The organism is Bacteroidota bacterium (assembly GCA_016194975.1).
Taxonomy (GTDB): Bacteria; Bacteroidota; Bacteroidia; order Palsa-965; family Palsa-965.
Genome location: JACQAM010000009.1, coordinates 72,691 through 91,981, shown reverse-complemented (window position 1 = coordinate 91,981; position 19,291 = coordinate 72,691). Strand labels below are relative to the sequence as shown.

Here is a 19,291-nt window from a genome sequence, read left to right as displayed (position 1 = left end):
AAAATATAACTAACAAAATAAAAAACAACTTCTATGGATATTTCAGGATTAAAGTTTGAGGCCTCCATCATTACAAATTCTCCTGTGTCTTCAATGCTTGCCAATCTTTACCTCGGATTGAAGAAACCACCTTTTCCGGCAAAACTTTTTACGGACGAAAATAAAGCGCGTCAGTGGCTGAGACAATATTTATAGGATGCGAATTCGGAAACGAATTACGAATGGGGGAACGGAATGCGGAAAGTGCGGATATGCGAATTATGAATTCGTGGATGAATTGAAAAAAACTACGGGGAAAATCAGCGCCAGTTGTGATGCGTTCCTTTTTTCTCTTTGGTGCCATCACCCACTCCACAAGTCGTGCAAATATTTTTATGAAAGAGGCGGCAACTTTGCATTGACATTGACAAAAATGAAAGGATAAGCAGGAAGAGAAAATATTGTTTTATAGAATTCTTCATTGCGAGAACCTGTTCATTTGTGTTTGTTTTTTTTCATTTCCTGTTTTGCGGCAGCGTGTTTGGTCGGAAGCGGTGCCCAGGCGCCGGGTTTAAAGAAGTTGCAACTTGCCACTGAAAAAAAAGCTAAAACAGTGAGGAGAATAAAATATTTCCGGGGCAGTTTCATTCATTTTAATTTTTGATACTGATAAAATGAACACTGTACGATTCAGTGATGATGCTTCTTTTGTTTCTTTGGTTTTCCGTTCGTGCTGAAATTCGGGCAATCGCCGCAATGATTTTTTCCGTGAAGCAGCCAGCAACTTTCCATGGCCATGCTGCAGAAAGCGACTAATGAAAAAGTAAAAAATATTTTTCTGATCGAACGCATCAATTCAAAGATACAAAAACGGCTCCTCTTTTTCATTTGCCTGTGCCGGCCTTTGGATCGGTTTGCGATGTTGAATAATCCTTATTTTTGATTTTCACTTATGAATCCACTCATCTTATTCTATCATTTCGGCCGGTATTTCCTGTTACTAAGGCAGGTGTTTCGCCGTTCTGATAAACGAAGTGTATTGTGGAAACGCGTTTTTTTTGAGATCAATGAAATCGGCATTGGCTCTCTCGGGATCGTGATCATCATTTCTATTTTCATGGGAGCAGTTATCACCATCCAGTCGGCATTCGGTTTCGAAAGTCCGTGGATCCCTCTCTATGCCGTGGGTGTGGCCACGCGCGATTCGATCATTCTCGAATTCTCTCCAACCATCGTGAGTCTTATTCTCGCAGGAAAAGTCGGATCGAGCATTGCCTCTGAGATTGGTAACATGCGCATTTCAGAACAGATCGATGCACTCGATGTGATGGGCGTGAACTCTGCAAATTTTCTGATCCTTCCGAAAATTCTCGCTTCTGTTTTTATTTTTCCATTCATCATCACCATCAGTATGTTCTTCGGCCATCTCGGTGGATTTGTACTTGGTGTTGCTGCCGGGGTAGTTACGCCATTTGAATTTGTTTACGGGATTCAATATGATTTCAGACCGTACAATGTTTTTTATGCGATCACAAAAACGATCGTATTCGGATTCATCATTCCATCTGTTTCCGCGTATCATGGTTATTACGCAAAAGGCGGATCGCTCGAAGTCGGCCAGGCAAGTACGCGCGCGGTGGTGTACAGCATCATTACATTGCTCATCTTCAATTTCATTCTTACCCAACTTTTACTGGTATGATAGAAGTAAAGCATCTGAGCAAATCGTTCGGGGAAAAAGTGGTCCTCCGCGATTTTTCTTTTACGTTCGAAGAAGGAAAATCCAATCTTATCATTGGCGAATCCGGAACCGGAAAATCAGTATTGATAAAATGTATGACGGGATTGATCCAGCCGGATGAAGGGCAGGTTCTCTTTGACGGAAAAGATTTTCTTCGTCTTGATTTCAATGCACGGAAAGAGATCCGCCAGCAAATAGGAATGCTGTTCCAGGGTGGCGCACTGTTCGATTCGATGACGGTTGATGAGAATGTAAAATTCCCGCTGTCTATGTTCACTCAAATGTCAGAAAGTGACAAAGATGATCGTGCAAATTTTTGCCTTGCCCGCGTGAATCTTTCAAACGTAGGGAAACTTTATCCGGCGGAACTTTCGGGCGGAATGAAAAAACGGGTTGCGATTGCACGTGCAATTGCCATGAATCCGAAATATCTTTTCTGTGATGAACCTAACTCCGGTCTGGATCCACTTGGGTCAATTCTCATTGACGAATTGATCAAAGAGATCACGGAAGAATTTCACATTACCACCGTGGTCATAACGCACGATATGAATTCGGTACTGGAGATCGGAGACAGGATCGCATTCCTTCACAAAGGAGACAAAGCGTGGGAAGGAACTAAAAGTGAAGTGCTGCGCTCCGACAATAAAATTCTTTCTGATTTTGTTTATGCCAATAAATTCCTTAAAGCTTTCCGCGAAAGATTGGAGAAAGGCGGATAAAAAATTCAAAAAAAAAGACCGGTCGAATACCGGTCTTTTCTGTAAGAATGAATCGTGAAGATTATTGTGCAACGATCATGCGGCGTGTTGTTTGTTTTCCATCCACGTTAAGCGTGTAGAAATAAACACCTGCATTCAGATTCTGTGTATTCATTTCGAGCTGATAATTTCCTGCAGCTTTGTGGCCTTCATTGAAAATCATCACCTGCTGCCCTGTAACATCACACACGGTAACAACAATATTGCCTGCATCCGCAATGGAATAATTCACCATCGTGTTTCCATTGGCAGGATTCGGATAATTCTGCCCGAGTGAAAGTCCGGGTGCAGTATACGAAGCGATACCAGTAGGAGGAGTAGTGATCTTGTAAGAGAAGAGGTGATTCTCCAGCGAATACGCCTGCGTGAAAGCATATTTCGGAATATAATTTCCATTCCAGGAATTTCCGGTTTCGTTGTAACGCTCTTGCGTACGTGTGATGAAAGAACATCCGTAATCACAAGAAGATGCCTGGTAATTGCAGTCGAGATACAGTGGATAGGTATTCGCTCCGCCTTCTTCATAAGAAGCAAAGTAGAATGAATTGAGTTGTGTGTCGAGTGTATCGCCGGTTGAATAAGGATAGCCGGGTTTGAAATCAACGCCAACTGCTGCAAGTTTTCCAGCGGGAACAGAGAATCCATTTGTGCTGAAATCTTTCGCACCCCAATAAGTAACAGAAGTATCGGCAATGGTAAGAGGAAGTTTGAAGGTTACCATACCGGTGGGCATTACATAAGAAGTAGAAGATTGTGAAGGCATATTCACTGCTCCGTTATAATGCATTCCTTTGAATGTTACGGTATCTGTTCCGTAATTCGCAGCAGTAGAACCGATGAAACCATTATTGTAAAGATTGGCTGATGTGCCATTGCTGTACAAATAAACGATGAGTGTATCCACAACACCGGGATTGGAATAATTACGGGCGTATGAATAAACGATCTCCATTGAATCGATCGAATACGCATCAGTACGCGACATTGCGTAACCATTGATAGGCCCATAATAATTATTCAACGATGGAGAAGCCACGTCGAGAACATCGCCAAGACTATGGATCCACACGTAATCCCATGTTCCGAAATTTCCTAGAACATTTGAATCAGGGAAAAGATAATTTGCATTGAGGACGGATACTCCTCCGCCCCAGTCATTGTCTTTTGCATCGGCATAAGTGATCCAACCCGACCAGTTCTGTGGAGTTACATTCGGGTCAACAGTGCGCGCACTACTGTGAACAGTTCCGGGTTTCATCCGGATCTGGCGTGCTGCGTGTTGAGGATTCTGTCCTGCATTGAGGATCTGCTGCGCATTCACGCCGGTGAAAATTCCTGCTGCAAGTACAACAAGAGTGTAGATTTTCTTCATGGCTTTGGATTTATCAGTTTTTCAGTTTATACAAATATAGGAAAATCGGAATTGAGCTTTGTTAAGCGGAAGAACTTAAAAAAAGAAAGGTGCCTTGAGAGCACCTTTCCTGAAATAATTTCAATGATTAATTCTGAACAGAAAACTTACGCGTGTAATTCATGCCATTCACTGTGAAAGTGTAGGAATAAAGTCCATTTGCATAGTTGGAAGTGTTCAGATCGAATTTATGCGATCCTGCAGCAGAGTTATTCATATTCTCGGTATAAACGAGAGCACCTGTTGCATTGTAAACGTTGAACACCACGTCGCTGTTTTTGGTAAGAGAGTAGCTGATCGTAGTTGAAGCATTAGCCGGATTAGGATAGTTCTGCCCGATCGAAAGTTCTGAAGAAGCAGATGCAACTCCCAATGGTCCTTCGATCACATTGATGTCATCAATGTAAAGAACGTCCATATCAAATGCAGTGTGATGGTAAGCGAAATAAATTGGCATACCATTCATTGAAGCAGGAATATCAACCGTTTTCAATTGCCAGATAGTATCCATTGCTTCTGTAGGAGAAGGATAAGCATCTGCACGTGTATAAATTGCCGGATTGGTAAAATCGGTATAGTTGGCCATACCTGTTGTGCTCAACAGAACAGAATATCCGTCACGATAAGCAGGATTGCATTTTTCTGTCCATGCGATGTGCGCACCGGTTGCAGGAATGGTGATCGGTCCGAACTCAAGCCAGTTGTCAGCTTGTGCCGGTGATGAAAACCAAGACACCGCGTAAAGTGTGAATGCAGTATCAGTTGGTGCTTCATACGCCTCATGGAAATCGAAAGTAGATCCGTCAGTGAGAAGGCTGTAGAAAACGCCCCATGACTGAGAGTATCCTGCAGAAGCGTATCCTGATGCAAGCGCTAGCCCGTCAATATCTTCTGTAGCGATAGTGAAAGTTGGAGCATCAGTAGGATTCACATACCAATATTCTGCATCGGTGAACAATAAACTATCTCCGATAGCCTGGGTATGAACATTAGGATTGATGGCAACCGGAACTCCAGGATTTGGAAGTCCTACGCGATTGCTCTGCTGTGCGGTCATTGCTCCCGCCAGTCCAAGAATAGCAAGGGTAGTGTAGATTTTTTTCATTTGTTTTTGTTTTTATTGGAGGTCTTTGTTAACAGCAACAAATATAACTATTTGTTCTTTGCCTGAATTAAAATGCTCTTGCGATCCGTCAATTTATTTTAAAATATTCTTACGCGTTTACATGTTGGTCAAATGCTGGCCGGCTCCATGTAAGACTCGATGGGAAGGCACGAACAGATGAGGTTGCGGTCGCCATGAGCATTATCTACTCTTCCTACGGATGGCCAGAATTTTGTTTCTCTTACCCAACTCAGCGGGTAAGCAGCTTTCTCCCGTGAATAGGAATGCTTCCAGTTATCGGAAGTAGTTTGCTCTGAAGTATGAGGTGCATTTTTAAGCACATTATCATTCACATCCGAAATTCCATCAGCGATCTCGGTGATCTCTTTCCTGATATGGATAAGCGCATGGCAAAAACGATCGAGTTCTGCGCGCGATTCGCTTTCCGTGGGTTCCACCATCAATGTATCGTGCACCGGAAAAGAAACTGTGGGCGCATGAAATCCATAATCCATCAATCGTTTTGCTATATCACCTACTTCTACTTTCGCTGTGCGTTTGAATTCGCTACATTCAAGGATCATCTCGTGCGCAACGCGTCCATTCTTATTGGTATAAAGTGTCGAGAAATTCCCCTTCAGTTTTTCTTTGATGTAATTTGCATTTAGGATGGCAGCTTTTGTGGATTCCGTCATTCCGTTTCCTCCCAGCATTTTCACATAGCCATAAGAAATCAGAAGGATGAGTGAACTTCCGAATGGAGCAGCCGATACCGCTGTTATTCCTTTTTCTCCACCCGCTTTTATCAGCGGATGTGATGGAAGAAAAGGAACGAGATGTTTTGCAACGCCTATGGGACCCACACCCGGACCACCACCGCCATGTGGAATTGCAAATGTTTTATGCAAATTCAAATGACAAACATCGGCCCCGATATTTCCGGGACTCGTTAATCCAACCTGCGCATTCATATTCGCACCGTCCATATAAACCTGTCCGCCGAATTGATGGATGATGGATGTGATCTCGGTGATCGATTCTTCATAAACGCCGTGAGTGGAAGGATAAGTTACCATGAGGCAACTCAGTTTTTCCTTATTCAATTCTGCTTTTTCACGCAGATCATTCACATCTATATTTCCTTTCTCATCACATTTCACCACTATTATTTCCATTCCTGCCAATGCAGCAGAAGCAGGATTTGTTCCGTGAGCAGAAGAAGGAATAAGCGCCAGGTTGCGATGTGAATTTCCCATCGATGCATGATAAGCGCGGATCACCATAAGACCTGCATATTCTCCCTGCGCACCGGAATTAGGTTGGAATGACATTGCCGCAAAACCGGTGACCTCACTCAGTGCAACATTCAATTCATCAATTACCTGCTTATATCCTGCTGCTTGTTCCAACGGAGCAAACGGATGCAGATTTGCAAATGCAGGCCAGGAGATCGGCATCAGTTCGGCGGCGGCATTCAGTTTCATGGTGCAGGATCCGAGTGAAATCATGGAATGTACCAGTGAAAGATCTTTGTTCTCTAATTTTTTTATGTAACGCATCATCTCTGTTTCCGAATGATAAGAATTGAAAACAGGATGCGAAAGAATTTTTCCGGAACGCTGGATCGATTTATCATTCGGAGATTTTGCAGCAACAATTTCATTCACCCCGAAGACAGAAAGAATCTTTTCCATATCAGCATCCTGGATGGTTTGATCGAGACTGATGTGAATTGAATTTTTTCCATAGCGGAAATTAATTGCCGCAGCTTCTGCCAATTTTTTTATTCCATCGATATTTTTTCCGGAAGGAACCTGGAAAGAAACCGTGTCGAAGAAATTTTTATTGATGCGGATGAATCCTGTTTTTTCCATTGCAGTTGCAAGCGCACACGCGTTGGCATGCACCTCGTCAGCGATCGCGCGTATGCCGGAAGGACCGTGATACACGGCATACATTCCCGCCATGATCGCAAGCAATGCCTGCGCCGTGCAGATATTCGATGTTGCTTTATCGCGCTTGATGTGTTGCTCTCTCGTTTGAAGCGCCATTCTCAACGCATGTTTTCCATTGCTGTCGACAGAAACGCCAATGATCCTTCCCGGCAAAAGACGTTTGAATTCTTCACGCGTTGCAAAAAAAGCGGCGTGAGGTCCGCCATATCCCATGGGCACACCGAATCGCTGTGAATTTCCGAATACCACATCAGCGCCCCATTCCCCGGGAGGAGTGATCATCGCGAGTGCGAGAAGATCTGTTGCAACAGCAACACCACAACCGGCAGTATGCGCATCATCTGTAAATTTTTTTAGTTCCGTAATTTCTCCGTCGATATCGGGATATTGCAGCATAGCTCCGAAAAAATCACCGGTGAATTCAAATGAATGATGATCGCCTGTAACAATCGAAATATTCAGAGGAGCAGAGCGAGTTCGGAGCACATCAATCGTTTGAGGAAAACATTTTTCGCTTACAAAAAATTTATTTGCGCCGCGGGTCACTGCATCTTTTTTCCTGTTCGCAAAAAGCATGGTCATCGCTTCAGCTCCAGCGGTGGCTTCATCGAGCAGAGAAGCATTCGCCATTGGCATCGCGGTAAGATCCATTACCATAGTTTGAAAATTCAGCAATGCTTCCAGGCGCCCCTGCGAGATCTCTGCCTGGTAAGGAGTATAGGCGGTGTACCAGCCAGGGTTCTCGAGAATATTACGCTGGATGACCGGCGGGACAATGGTGCCATAATAACCAAGACCCATGCAACTGGTAAATATTTTATTCTTCGCGGCAATTTTTTCGAGTTCACGGAGGTATTCAAATTCACTGATACCATCGGCAACAGCAAGCGGTTTTTTCAGGCGAATGCCGGAAGGTATCACTTCACTAATCAACTGATCAAGATCGGAAACGCCGATCGCCTGGAGCATTTCATTTTTTTCCTGTTCGGATGGGCCGATGTGTCGTCTTGAGAATTGATCTGTAGCCATTGGGAAGTTGGTGTTGAAAGAGATAATTATTTTCGTTTTCTATTCAGTAAATCATCTTGAAAAATGCGGACAAAGATAATGAGAATTGAAATTTAGCGCGGAAGAGTTTCCAACGATGGTGAATAACTTCCGATTCGTTATCTTTGAAAAAGCAAGACAAGTTGTATGAACAGGATTTACTCTATACTGTGCCTTTTATTTTCCGCCGGATTTCTCCATTCACAAACCACTCCTCTCGACACTGTTTTCCTGATGAGCGGAAAAACGGTTCAGGGAATTGTGAAAGATTCCACCGATGAGCAATTAAAGATTCTCACACCGACCAAGAAAGGAAATTTCAAAGCAGATTTCGTGGATCTCGATCTTGTTTACTCGGTAAAATATGCGAAAGACGGAAGTGAATCTGTTTTCTACAAACAGGATACGCTCTTCGGAAATTATTTCACACCCCAGGAAGTAAAATATTTCATTTACGGCGAACGTGATTCACGTGCCTATTATCATTGTCGGATGGCGTGTGCTGGTGCTTTTCTTTTCGGCGCAGCAGGCGGTTATTCACAAAGTTTTTTCCTCACGTTTCTTCCACCGTTCATTTACAGCGGCGCTTCCACTTTTTTCCGGGTGAAAATAAAACCGGGCAGCGTTTCCAACCCGGAGAATATCAAGTACGATACGTATGTGCTCGGTTATGAAAAAGACGCACGCCAGCGCCGACTCGCTCGTACGCTCCTGTGGGGAGGAATAGGAATGGTGGCAGGGTTCGCGATGTCGGGTGCGGTGAATGGTTTCCAAAAATGAACCCGCGCGGAAATTTTCCGAAATACATTTTCAATTTCTACCTGTTCGGTAATTTTCACATTGCACTGTGCGCTGTGGCGCTCACGATGGTGACGCAGCATCTTTTCGGTTTCCAACTACGCCGGGAACTTTTCATTTTTATTTTCTGCGGAACTTTTTTCGGGTACAACCTGCAGCGGCTTCCTTCTGCTTATGAAAAGCACAGCATCAACCGGAAATTTTTCCGTCATCACTGGAACACGCAACATCGAATACTGCTCACCGTACTTTCCGCTGCAGCTGCCGTTGCATTTGCCTGGTCGTATTCGCGGCTCCTCTTCCGCTCACAGATCATTGCACTGATACCTGCGGCGCTTTCTTTCGCTTACGCATTTCCGGTGATCCCAGGAAAAAGAAAATGGCTGCGGTTGCGCGACATTCCCGGGGCGAAAATTTTTGTGATCACAATAGTGTGGTTGATGAGTTGCGCGCTACTTCCTGCCGCCGCCGCTCACGTTCCGCATTCGGCGTGGTTCTCTGTTCCTATTCTGCTTTGGTCGCTTGTGATCGGGCTGCTGATATTTTCACTCACCATTCCATTCGATATCCGTGATAATGATTATGACGGAAAAAAACTGAGTACGATCCCGGCGATGATCGGTGTCAGGAATTCTATTATTCTTGCTTTGTTCACACTTTTTCTTTCTGCAGGAATTTGCTGGATGATTTTTTTCTTTTTCAAAACCGGTGATCTCCTCTTCGCGCCCGCGTACACGCTCTGGTGCATGATCACTTCCATTCTCATTTACAAAAGTTCCACATCACGGCACGAATATTATTTTTCGTTTCTCATTGATGGCACGATGCTGCTCCTCGGTGGAATGATCTTACTGGCAGGCCAACTCTGAACTTTCACAGATCGCGGTTATGGTCCGGTCAATGTCGTCTTCGGTATGCGCTGAAGAAATAAATCCGACCTCATATCCCGATGGGCCGAGGTAAATTCCTTTTTCCAGCAGCGCGTGATAGAATTTTCTGAATTTTTCCATTGACGCGGGGTCGATCTCCCCGGCGGCAGAAATTTTTTCCTTATCGGTGAATGCCAGCCAGAAAATGGATGCGGTGGAAAATATTTTTACGGGATATTTTTTTTCGCTTACAAATTTGCGGATTCCATTTACGAGTCGTTCACATTTTTTTTCGAGCGAAGAATAAAAATCTTTCTGAAGACATTGTCCCAGTTGAGCAATTCCCGCTGCCATCGCTACCGGGTTGCCGGATAATGTTCCTGCCTGGTACACATTTCCATCGGGAGAAATGTGTGACATCACCGCTGCAGAAGCTCCGTATGCTCCCACCGGCAATCCGCCACCGATTATTTTTCCGTACGTGATAATGTCAGGATGAATATTAAAATATCCTGCGGCGCCGGTGAATCCAATTCGAAAACCGGAAATGACCTCGTCGAAAATTAAAAGCGAATTATTTCTCTTCGTGATATCGCGCAAAAATTCCAGGAAACTTTTTTCCTGTAGCAACAACCCGTTATTCGCCGGCACGGGTTCGATGATCACACCTGCAATTTCATTTTTGAATTTCGTAAATGCTTCTTCCACCGCTTTGATATTATTCAACGGGACAACGATGGTTTCATTGACAAAAACTTCCGGAACTCCCGCGGAAGAAGAATTTCCGAACGTAACGAGCCCCGATCCTGCTTTTACAAGAAGAGAATCGCTGTGGCCATGATAACATCCTTCGAATTTTAATATTTTATTTTTTTGGGTACATCCGCGCGCAAGGCGTATCGCGCTCATCACGGCTTCTGTTCCTGAACTGACGAAACGAATTTTCTCAATGAACGGATTATTCGACAGGATTAATTCCGCTAATTTATTTTCCAGTTCCGTAGGCGCACCGAATGAACTTCCGCTCTCCACTGTTTTTTTCACCGCGTTCACCACTTCTTCATTCGCATGACCGAGAATGAGCGGCCCCCACGAACAACAGTAATCAATGAATTCATTTCCGTCGGCATCCCACACACGCGATCCCTTTCCTTTCGAAATAAATACCGGTGTTCCGCCCACCGAACGGAATGCGCGCACAGGAGAATTCACTCCGCCGGGAAAATATTTTTTTGCTTTGGAAAAAAGTTCTTCCGATTTCGATCGTTTCATAGTCGCGGATTAGCGCTGATTAAATTCAAATGCAAATCTGCGAAAGATGTTCCTGCCAACTACCGGCAAATGATAATTTTTTTACCGCCCGCTTCTTCATTCCCATTCATCCGGATAAAATAAATTCCATCCGCCATTGACGAAAGATCCATTTCAAATATTCCTTTCTCCACTTCAGCGCGATCAATCTTCATTACCAGATTTCCATAATTATCATACACCACTATATCCGCACCGGAATTCTTCTTCACATTCAGAATAAATTTTCCGGAAGAAGGATTTGGCGTAACCGAAATTTCATTCTCATTTGAAAAAGAATTTATCCCAAGTGGCACACACGCATTGGAAGTAACCAGCGAATTGTAAGGAGCAACATTCAGAACGGCATTCATTCTCACCGCTTGCCCCGCAGTAAATAAATTCATGCAGTTATCATCTTCATAAAACATATAATTCATAAACATGGCGCCCGGAGTAACCGTGTTGCATGCATCAAGCAAAGGATAAGCCGGACATCCCCCGGTAGGGAAAAGTTCTATCGGGGGAGTATCCGTCACCTGGTCATTGTCCACGCAAGTGTTACTCGGCGAAATATGATAAAGATTAAAACAATGAGCGACTTCATGCGTCGCACTTCTTCCATAATCATAAGGCGCCATGATATCTGCAAAAGTTCCGTAAGAAGTGTGATTACTTCCGAATGCAGAATACAAAACCACCGCTCCGAATGTCTGGCTCACGGTTCCCGTAGGAAATTCTCCGTACGCTAGAAGTCCCGCTCCTAAATTGCAAACCCATATATTGAAATACCGCGTCGGATCCCACGCATCTTTTCCTCCGAGTGAAGTATGTTTTACATTGTCATTCTGCGTCCATGAAGTGACAGCAGTAGGAATATGTTCGATACCGGTGGTTGCATTTCCACCTGGATCAACCTGCGCAAGACAGAATTGAATTCCTGTATTCGCAGCAACAGATTGAAATCCTGAAGGCGTATTTACAGTGTCGGGATTTGTTCTTCCATAATCTTCATTGAGCACCTGCATCTGCGAATAAACCTGGTTGTCGGAAATATTCTGTACTGCAGTTTTGTAGATGACGTGAACGACAACCGGAATAGTGATCACACTCTGAACTGAATTTCCCGCGTGTGCCGCGATCCATTGCTGAACAGAATTTTCATAGGCAGCGCGATCATTCCTGTACGCAGCATCATTCTGTTTTTTAATATTTTCGTTGTGATCGGTAATGCATTCTGTGCGCTGCGCGTGAAGCCCCATCACCGAAAACAAGATCATTAATAAAAAATAATTTTTTTTCATTTCATTGGTTTGATTAGGTGTTCAAGTTAAACAAATGCTCCCAATACCCCAAACCTCCATAGCCATTACCTGAACTTCACTCGTATATTTGCCACTACAGAAAACATCATGCATTTCGATAACACCATTGCCTTTGCGCGCGAACAGGACGAAAAAGATCCGCTGAGAAAATTCCGCGACCGTTTTCATATTCCGCAATTCAACGGAGAAGATGTTGTTTATTTTACCGGTAATTCTCTCGGACTTCAACCGAAAACAGTTCGGAAATTCATTGAGCAGGAACTCGAAGATTGGGAAGTACACGGAGTGGAAGGACATTTTCACGCGAAGAATCCCTGGTATTCCTATCACGAATTACTTACAGAAAAAACAGCACGGCTCGTTGGAGCAAAACCAATTGAAGTTGTAGTTATGAATCAACTCACTTCGAATATTCATTTTCTTTTCGTTTCGTTTTATCGTCCGCGTGGATTGCGTTATAAAATTCTCATCGAGCAAAAAGCATTTCCTTCCGATCAATATGCGGTGGAATCGCAAGTGAGATTTCACGGATACGATCCCGAAGATGCGATCATTGAATTGCATCCTCGCGAAGGAGAACACAACATCCGCACGGAAGATATTATTTCCACGATCGAAAAACATAAAGACGAACTCGCACTCGTTTTCATCGGTGGAGTGAATTATTACAGCGGCCAGGTGTTCGACATGAAAACGATCACAACGGCTGCGCACAAGGCGGGCGCGTATGTAGGTTACGATCTTGCTCATGCTGCAGGAAATATTATTTTACATCTCCACGACTGGAATGTGGATTTTGCGTGTTGGTGCTCTTACAAATATCTCAACAGTGGCCCCGGAAGTGTGGGCGGAGTTTTCATTCACGAAAAACATGCGCACACAGAGTTGAAACGTTTTGCCGGATGGTGGGGACATGATAAAGATGTGCGTTTTAAAATGGAAAAGGGATTCGTTCCTATTCCCGGCGCAGAAGGATGGCAATTGAGCAATGCTCCTGTTTTTTCTATGGCGGCCCACAATGCGGCACTGGAAATTTTTGATGAGGTGGGAATGGACAGGTTGTGTAATAAGACAACCCGGCTTTCCGGTTTTCTCGAATACGTGATCGATGACATTTCCACCGACCATGAAAATTGTCTCGAGATCATCACCCCGCGCGACTGGGCGCAGCGCGGATGCCAGGTGAGCGTGATCGCACATGGATACGGGCGCGATTTGTTCGACAAACTTATGCGCAATGGTGTATGGCCCGACTGGAGAAATCCAAATGTGATTCGTATGGCGCCGGTGCCGCTGTATAATTCGTTTGAAGATGTGTGGAGATTCGGAGAGAAATTAGTAGAAGCAATGAAATAGAATTTAATCTGATAATTATCATCATAACACCATTCAATATTTCGCACATTCGCATTTTCGCATGAATTCGCAATTCGTTCCCACCTTATGAGTAATTCAAAATCAATTACAGTTGTCGGCGCAGGACTCGTCGGTTCTCTCCTCTCCATTTATCTCGCGAAGCGCGGGTATAATGTGAATGTGTACGAGCGTCGCGCGGATATGCGCAAGAATAAAATGAGCGCGGGAAAATCCATCAATCTCGCATTGAGCGATCGTGGTTTGCGCGGACTCGACGGAGTTGGCATTGGTGATGAGATCAGGAAAATTGCCATTCCCATGCACGGACGTTTCATTCACGCGCAGGATGGTTCTACAAATTTTCAGCCGTACGGAAAGAAAGGACAGTTCATCAATTCTGTTTCTCGTGCGGGAATAAATATGAAGCTGATGGATCTCGCGGAATCAATGAGCAATGTGAAAATAAATTTCAGCGAATTCTGCACTGCTGTCGATTCACGAAAAGGAATTTCAAAATTCACCAATGAAAATTCCAAAGAAGAACATTCTGTGACGAGCGATCTCGTTTTCGGAAGTGACGGCGCATTCTCCGCTGCGCGATTGAGCGCAATGCTCGGGCACGATCGTTTTGAGTATCGCCAGTTCTATCTCGAGCACGGCTATAAAGAATTGCACATTCCTTCAGGACCAAACGGCGAATTTCTCATGGAGAAAAACGCGCTGCACATCTGGCCGAGAAAAGATTTTATGATGATCGCGCTGCCGAATATTGACGGAACATTCACTTGTACACTCTTCATGCGATTTGAAGGAGAAAATTCATTCGGGAATATCAAAACGAAAGAAGATGTAAAAGCATTCTTTGAAAAAACTTTTCCCGATGCCATTCCATTAATGCCAACGCTGATCGAAGATTACATGCACAATCCAACTGCCTCACTCGTCACCGTAAAATGTTTTCCGTGGACGTTCGATGACAAACTCGCATTGATCGGTGATGCTGCACATGCGATCGTTCCATTCTATGGACAAGGCATGAATTGCGGATTTGAAGATTGCGTGGTGTTGAACGAACTCATTGATAAACACAAAGAGAATTGGCACGATATCATGGAAGAATATCAGCAGTTACGAAAACCCGACGGAGATGCTGTAGCGGATCTTGCCATCGGAAATTTTGTGGAGATGCGCGACAAAACAGCGGATGCGAAATTTATTCTGCAGAAAAAAATTGAAGCGTGGTTTTCCGAAAAACATCCGGACAAATGGATCCCGCAATACACGATGGTCACATATCGTCCGGACATTCGATATTCCATAGCGAAAGAACGTGGTATGCGCAATGAACAGATCATGCAGGAAGTGATGGCGGGCATTCCCGGAATTGAGAATAATTTTCAGACGGAAGAAGTGGAGAAGGCGATCCTCTCCAGGATCTGAGCATTTCCCCATCTTTAACCACAGAATTCCTTAGTTAATCTTTATCACACATGTTTAACTATAGATTTTTATAGTTAACTTTGTCCTATGGACATCAAAGACTTCCGTGCGGGCAAATACCTCAGCGCCGATGATTACAAATTCTTCCTCCCGGAGAAAGTGAATCATCCCTGGGAAATTCATGCACCGGAGATCCATACGCTTCTCGAGAAAGCCACTGCCAAGCTCAGCGCATTGAATGCCCACAGCGAAGTGCTTCCCGATGCAGATCTTTTCATTCGCATGCACGTAGCGAAAGAAGCGACCACTTCCAGCCGCATCGAAGGAACGCAGACATTCATGGATGATACTGTACTTGAGAAAACACAAGTGGATCCGGAACTGCGCGACGACTGGCAGGAAGTACAGAATTATATAAGCGCATTGAAGTCGGCGATGAACTCGCTGAAAAAACTTCCGTTGTCGAAACGCCTGTTGCGTGATACGCATCGTGTGCTCATGCGCGGCGTGCGGGCCTGCCCGCCGAAGCTCAGGTCTGCGCTACGCAGGCGGGGAAAAAATAAATCGCCGGGGGAATTTCGCAGATCGCAGAACTGGATCGGTGGTTCCTCTCCTAAGAATGCAGTGTTCGTTCCTCCGCAAGCTTCACACGTGGAAGAACTGATGAGCGATCTCGAAAAATTCCTGCACAACGATTCGATCAGTGTTCCGCATTTGGTTCGAATTGCCATTGCGCATTACCAGTTCGAAACCATTCACCCGTTTCTCGACGGCAACGGACGTATCGGAAGATTGCTCATCACACTTTATCTCGTGGACAAAGAAGTGCTGGAAAAACCTGCGCTTTATCTTTCTGATTATTTCGAACGCAATCGCGGTTTGTATTACGAGCATCTCACGCGCGCGCACACTGGAAATGATCTTTCGCACTGGCTGAATTTTTTTCTCACCGGAATAATTGAGACCGCAGATAAAAGCACGGCTACACTGAAAGCGATCGTCGCGTTGAAAGCGAACATTGAACAGAAGAGAATTCCGAAACTCGGCAAACGCGCTCCACTCGCGATGAAGGCGCTGCATTTTTTATTGCAGAAACCGATCATCAACGCCAGTGAATTCATGGATGAACTCAGCGTTTCGAAACCAACTGCTCATGCGCTCGCGAAAGATCTCGTGCGACTGAAAATTCTGAAAGAGAGAACAGGATTCAGAAGGAACAGAATATTTGTATTTGAAGAATACATGGAACTTTTCAGGAAGTGAGAACGACAATTCGCAGAATGGGAAATTATTTTTTTTATAAAAAAAAACGGGCTGCATTGCTGCAAGCCCGTTTTTGTTTTTTTTGAAACTCTGAATTATTTCAAATCTGTGACATTATAGGTTTTTCCCGCCATATCGTCGGTTACTTTAAACCAAAGATGCCCGCAATTATCATTCTCAACAAGATAAAACTCCTGGCCCGGTTCGTAGTCGAAAATTTTTGTCGATCCGTTATCTATATCATTATGCCCGCCGTTCACACAATATTCGAATTCACTTCCGGTGTTATTCGTCACCCTGAATTCAATTTCGCCCGACACATTTGTTTTTTTGTTTGCAGTAAAAGAACTGCCGATAAGAACTGCGGCGGTCAGTGTTGCAAAGCCGATTGCAGAAAAAATAATCTTTTTCATATTGGTTTGGGATTTTAGTTAAGTTCACAAGTTACGGTTTAGGAATCGCAAACTTCATTATTCGGTTTTTTATTTTGTTAAATAGGGGAAAGAAACTGATCACGCGCATAATCCGGAGTTAATTAATAATTCGAAGATTTGAAATTTGAACACTGCTTACAATAAATTATCGGATAACTCTTCCAAGCCTTCAAATCCTGAATCTCAAATCTCAAATTCCCAATCTCAAATCTCGAATCTTTCCGTCACTCATGATAAATTTTCCACCAGGTTCTGCGCGAAGTATTGGGATAACACTGCGGGCAGGCGCGCATATTCTCGTAAAGAAGTTCGAGCGTGCTCGTGTAATAAACTGCATCCGGATCTCTTCGCGGGCGATCGGCTGCATTTGACGGCGGAAGTTGCTTGTCGAGAATTGCAGCAATATTTTTTTCGTGATGCACACTCACATATTTGCTGCCAGGAACTGACTGAGAAATTTTCCGGAGATCAACATTTCTTTTATTGCCGAATTGCAAAACGCAAAGATCCGCACTGTCTTTTCCCAAAAGAGAATCGGCAAGTTCCATCGTTGTTGTTTTTATTTCAAAAATTCCATCCGTCGCCATGATGATGTGGCAACGTGATTGAAGTTGCAGCGAATCCAGGAACCAACTCACGGTGCGAATGGCAAGATCACCATCGGTAACTCCGCCGGCAACAAGTTTGCCGATCATCGTATCGATGCGCCGGGAATCTGTCGCAGGTGTGAACGGAAGAAGCAAATTGCAATGATCTGAAAAAGCAAGGAGGCCGATATTGTTATCGGGGTTCAGACTATCAGCAAATTTTTTTATTTCATTTTTCATCAACTCAAGATGATCCGAAAATTTCATGGAGCCCGATACATCGAGAAGAAATAAATAATAATCTCCCGGATCTTCCATCGTGTTTTTATAGGCAGTGCTATCGTAAAGCGTAACAGAAACATCGTCGAGCCAGAAGTAAGCGCTGCGGCGAATATGATCGGACGAGCGAACCGTGTCGTTGTATGCAGCAATTGATTTGTATTTCGAATGCGAAAAATTTCCGATCGTGATATATTTTTCTCCGCCCGTTGCTGTATAGATCCCGGAAATTTTCACCCATCCGTCAGAAGCACTGATGTATTCATCATCCACGATCTGCGGATTTGCAAGAAAATCCAGCATCATATCCTGCGGACACCACGGACATTGAGCCGCTTTCAGTTTGTTGGTGTCAAGTTGCGGATCGAGAACAAGTGCATGTGGCCTTCCCGGATCTTTTGTAATAAAACAGCCCACATCCTTTACAGTTTTATTGCTGGAACGATCGAGCGCCACATAAAATTTCACTGAATATTTTTTTCCGGCAACGAGCGGATGCGAAAAACTTCCCTGCACATATTCACGATAATTATCATCTTCTCCACTGGAATAATCCTCTCTTCCGAATATCAATCCACATCTGCCCTGCCCTGTTCTTGCCAATACGATGGGAACTCCATCGCAGGAAGAAATATCTGAATTGAAATAATCGGACGACATTCCATTGGGAGTTGTCCAGCCCGGAACAATAGTATCGCCTGCATGCATCCACGGGATCCAGGTTTTTATCGGCGGAGTTGTGCTTGATTCGAAACTCGGATTGATGACAAGGTTTCCATTCTGCGCAGTGAGAAAATAAGAATTCACGCAACAAAAAATAGTTGCAATTATTTGTGGAATGGAATCAGTAAAAAATGTTTTCACGCAGCTATTTTCAGTTCAATTATTCCGCAAAGGCAATGCCACGTAAGGTGAGCACATTTTTTAATATCCATTGGCAAATTGCCACATTCTTCTTATCTTCGCCTCCCTTTTAGGGAAAACGCCGGTTACGCACAATGCGGGGCTGGCTTAACAAATTAAAAAATAACCATGTACGCAATTGTAGAAATAGCCGGGCTCCAGTACAAAGTGTCGCGCAAACAGAGAGTGTTTGTGCACCGCCTCGAAGCTAAAGAAGGTACATCTGTTGAATTCAGCAAGGTCCTTCTCATTGACAACGACGGAAAGATCACCGTCGGCACACCCGTTGTAGACGGCGCGCGTGTTGCAGCAAAAGTGATCTCTCATCTCCAGGGCGACAAAGTGATCGTGTTCAAAAAGAAACGCCGCAAGGGTTATCGCAAATTGAACGGACACCGCCAGCAACTCACTGAACTTCTCATCCAGGCGGTTCTGGGCAAAGGAGAAAAACTTTCTGCAGAAGATGCAAAACTCGAACTTGCTTCAATTCTCGAATTGAAAGAACGTTCAAGAGTGAAACTGCTTCCGCAGACTTTTGAGAACGGTGAAGAAGAGGAAGAAGAAGAACTCGAAGAGGGACAGGAGGAAGAGGAAGAAGAATCAGAAGAAGAGGTGACAGAAGTTCCCGAAATTGAGGGAGAAGATGATTCGACCGATGAAGAAGAATCTCCGAAGAAGAAAACTACTAAATCAAAAAAAGCTCCTGCAAAAAAAACAGCAGCAAAAAAAACGACTAAGAAAAAATAAG

17 protein-coding genes are annotated in these 19,291 nt (G+C 44.1%); 9 read left to right on the top strand and 8 right to left on the bottom strand.

The window, feature by feature from the left end:
• The first annotated feature begins 33 nt into the window (after positions 1-33).
• Complete coding sequence (locus HY064_08185; GenBank protein ID MBI3510628.1) at positions 34-195, top strand: hypothetical protein; 162 nt, start codon at positions 34-36, stop codon at positions 193-195.
• A gap of 474 nt (positions 196-669) precedes the next feature.
• Here the strand turns inward: HY064_08185 and HY064_08180 are convergent, their stop codons facing one another.
• A complete protein-coding gene (locus tag HY064_08180) occupies positions 670-831 on the bottom strand; it encodes a hypothetical protein (GenBank protein ID MBI3510627.1) in 162 nt (53 codons plus the stop codon).
• Between the two features lie 100 nt (positions 832-931).
• On the opposite strand from HY064_08180, the gene HY064_08175 reads away from it, so the two are divergent.
• Together HY064_08175 and HY064_08170 are read left to right on the top strand one after the other, a co-directional pair.
• Positions 932-1,681: an ABC transporter permease gene (locus tag HY064_08175; GenBank protein MBI3510626.1), complete on the top strand. Its 750-nt coding sequence runs from the start codon at positions 932-934 to the stop codon at positions 1,679-1,681.
• On the top strand, positions 1,678-2,442 hold the full coding sequence (locus tag HY064_08170; protein MBI3510625.1) for an ABC transporter ATP-binding protein: 765 nt from the start codon (positions 1,678-1,680) through the stop codon (positions 2,440-2,442). The genes HY064_08175 and HY064_08170 overlap by 4 nt, the downstream gene beginning before the upstream one ends.
• A gap of 61 nt (positions 2,443-2,503) precedes the next feature.
• Here the strand turns inward: HY064_08170 and HY064_08165 are convergent, their stop codons facing one another.
• The 3 genes from HY064_08165 to gcvP form a co-directional block, all read right to left on the bottom strand.
• Complete coding sequence (locus tag HY064_08165; GenBank protein ID MBI3510624.1) at positions 2,504-3,853, bottom strand: T9SS type A sorting domain-containing protein; 1,350 nt, start codon at positions 3,851-3,853, stop codon at positions 2,504-2,506.
• 127 nt (positions 3,854-3,980) lie between these two features.
• Positions 3,981-4,997: a T9SS type A sorting domain-containing protein gene (locus tag HY064_08160; protein MBI3510623.1), complete on the bottom strand. Its 1,017-nt coding sequence runs from the start codon at positions 4,995-4,997 to the stop codon at positions 3,981-3,983.
• Positions 4,998-5,125: 128 nt separating this feature from the next.
• Complete coding sequence (gene gcvP / locus HY064_08155; protein ID MBI3510622.1) at positions 5,126-7,981, bottom strand: aminomethyl-transferring glycine dehydrogenase; 2,856 nt, start codon at positions 7,979-7,981, stop codon at positions 5,126-5,128.
• A 165-nt stretch (positions 7,982-8,146) separates the two neighbouring features.
• Here gcvP and HY064_08150 point away from each other — a divergent pair, with 165 nt between their 5' ends.
• Both HY064_08150 and HY064_08145 read left to right on the top strand, forming a co-directional pair.
• Positions 8,147-8,779, top strand: a complete 633-nt coding sequence (locus tag HY064_08150) for a hypothetical protein (protein ID MBI3510621.1) — start codon at positions 8,147-8,149, stop codon at positions 8,777-8,779.
• Positions 8,776-9,666 carry a hypothetical protein gene (locus tag HY064_08145; GenBank protein ID MBI3510620.1) on the top strand — a complete coding sequence of 297 codons (891 nt, stop codon included), beginning with the start codon at positions 8,776-8,778 and terminating at the stop codon, positions 9,664-9,666. Before HY064_08150 ends, HY064_08145 begins: the two co-directional genes overlap by 4 nt.
• Here the strand turns inward: HY064_08145 and hemL are convergent.
• Together hemL and HY064_08135 are read right to left on the bottom strand one after the other, a co-directional pair.
• A complete protein-coding gene (hemL, locus tag HY064_08140) occupies positions 9,646-10,938 on the bottom strand; it encodes a glutamate-1-semialdehyde 2,1-aminomutase (protein MBI3510619.1) in 1,293 nt (430 codons plus the stop codon). The two genes, HY064_08145 and hemL, sit on opposite strands and share 21 nt — an antisense overlap.
• A 59-nt stretch (positions 10,939-10,997) precedes the next feature.
• Positions 10,998-12,236, bottom strand: a complete 1,239-nt coding sequence (locus HY064_08135) for a T9SS type A sorting domain-containing protein (protein MBI3510618.1) — start codon at positions 12,234-12,236, stop codon at positions 10,998-11,000.
• Between the two features lie 132 nt (positions 12,237-12,368).
• Between HY064_08135 and kynU the strand changes: the two genes are divergently transcribed.
• The 3 genes from kynU (at position 12,369) to HY064_08120 (ending at position 16,340) form a co-directional block, all read left to right on the top strand.
• The gene (gene kynU / locus HY064_08130) at positions 12,369-13,637 is read left to right on the top strand and encodes a kynureninase (GenBank protein ID MBI3510617.1); all 1,269 of its coding nucleotides are present in this window, start codon (positions 12,369-12,371) and stop codon (positions 13,635-13,637) included.
• 87 nt (positions 13,638-13,724) lie between these two features.
• Positions 13,725-15,077, top strand: coding sequence for an FAD-dependent monooxygenase (locus tag HY064_08125; protein MBI3510616.1), 1,353 nt, complete (start codon positions 13,725-13,727; stop codon positions 15,075-15,077).
• 87 nt (positions 15,078-15,164) lie between these two features.
• Positions 15,165-16,340, top strand: a complete 1,176-nt coding sequence (locus HY064_08120) for a Fic family protein (GenBank protein ID MBI3510615.1) — start codon at positions 15,165-15,167, stop codon at positions 16,338-16,340.
• A 95-nt stretch (positions 16,341-16,435) separates the two neighbouring features.
• On the opposite strand, the gene HY064_08115 is transcribed toward HY064_08120, so the two are convergent.
• The gene (locus HY064_08115; protein ID MBI3510614.1) at positions 16,436-16,753 is read right to left on the bottom strand and encodes a hypothetical protein; all 318 of its coding nucleotides are present in this window, start codon (positions 16,751-16,753) and stop codon (positions 16,436-16,438) included.
• Positions 16,754-16,998: 245 nt separating this feature from the next.
• Positions 16,999-18,504: a VWA domain-containing protein gene (locus HY064_08110; GenBank protein MBI3510613.1), complete on the bottom strand. Its 1,506-nt coding sequence runs from the start codon at positions 18,502-18,504 to the stop codon at positions 16,999-17,001.
• Between the two features lie 168 nt (positions 18,505-18,672).
• Between HY064_08110 and rplU the strand changes: the two genes are divergently transcribed.
• A complete protein-coding gene (gene rplU, locus HY064_08105; protein MBI3510612.1) occupies positions 18,673-19,290 on the top strand; it encodes a 50S ribosomal protein L21 in 618 nt (205 codons plus the stop codon).
• The last annotated feature ends 1 nt before the right edge of the window (position 19,291 follow it).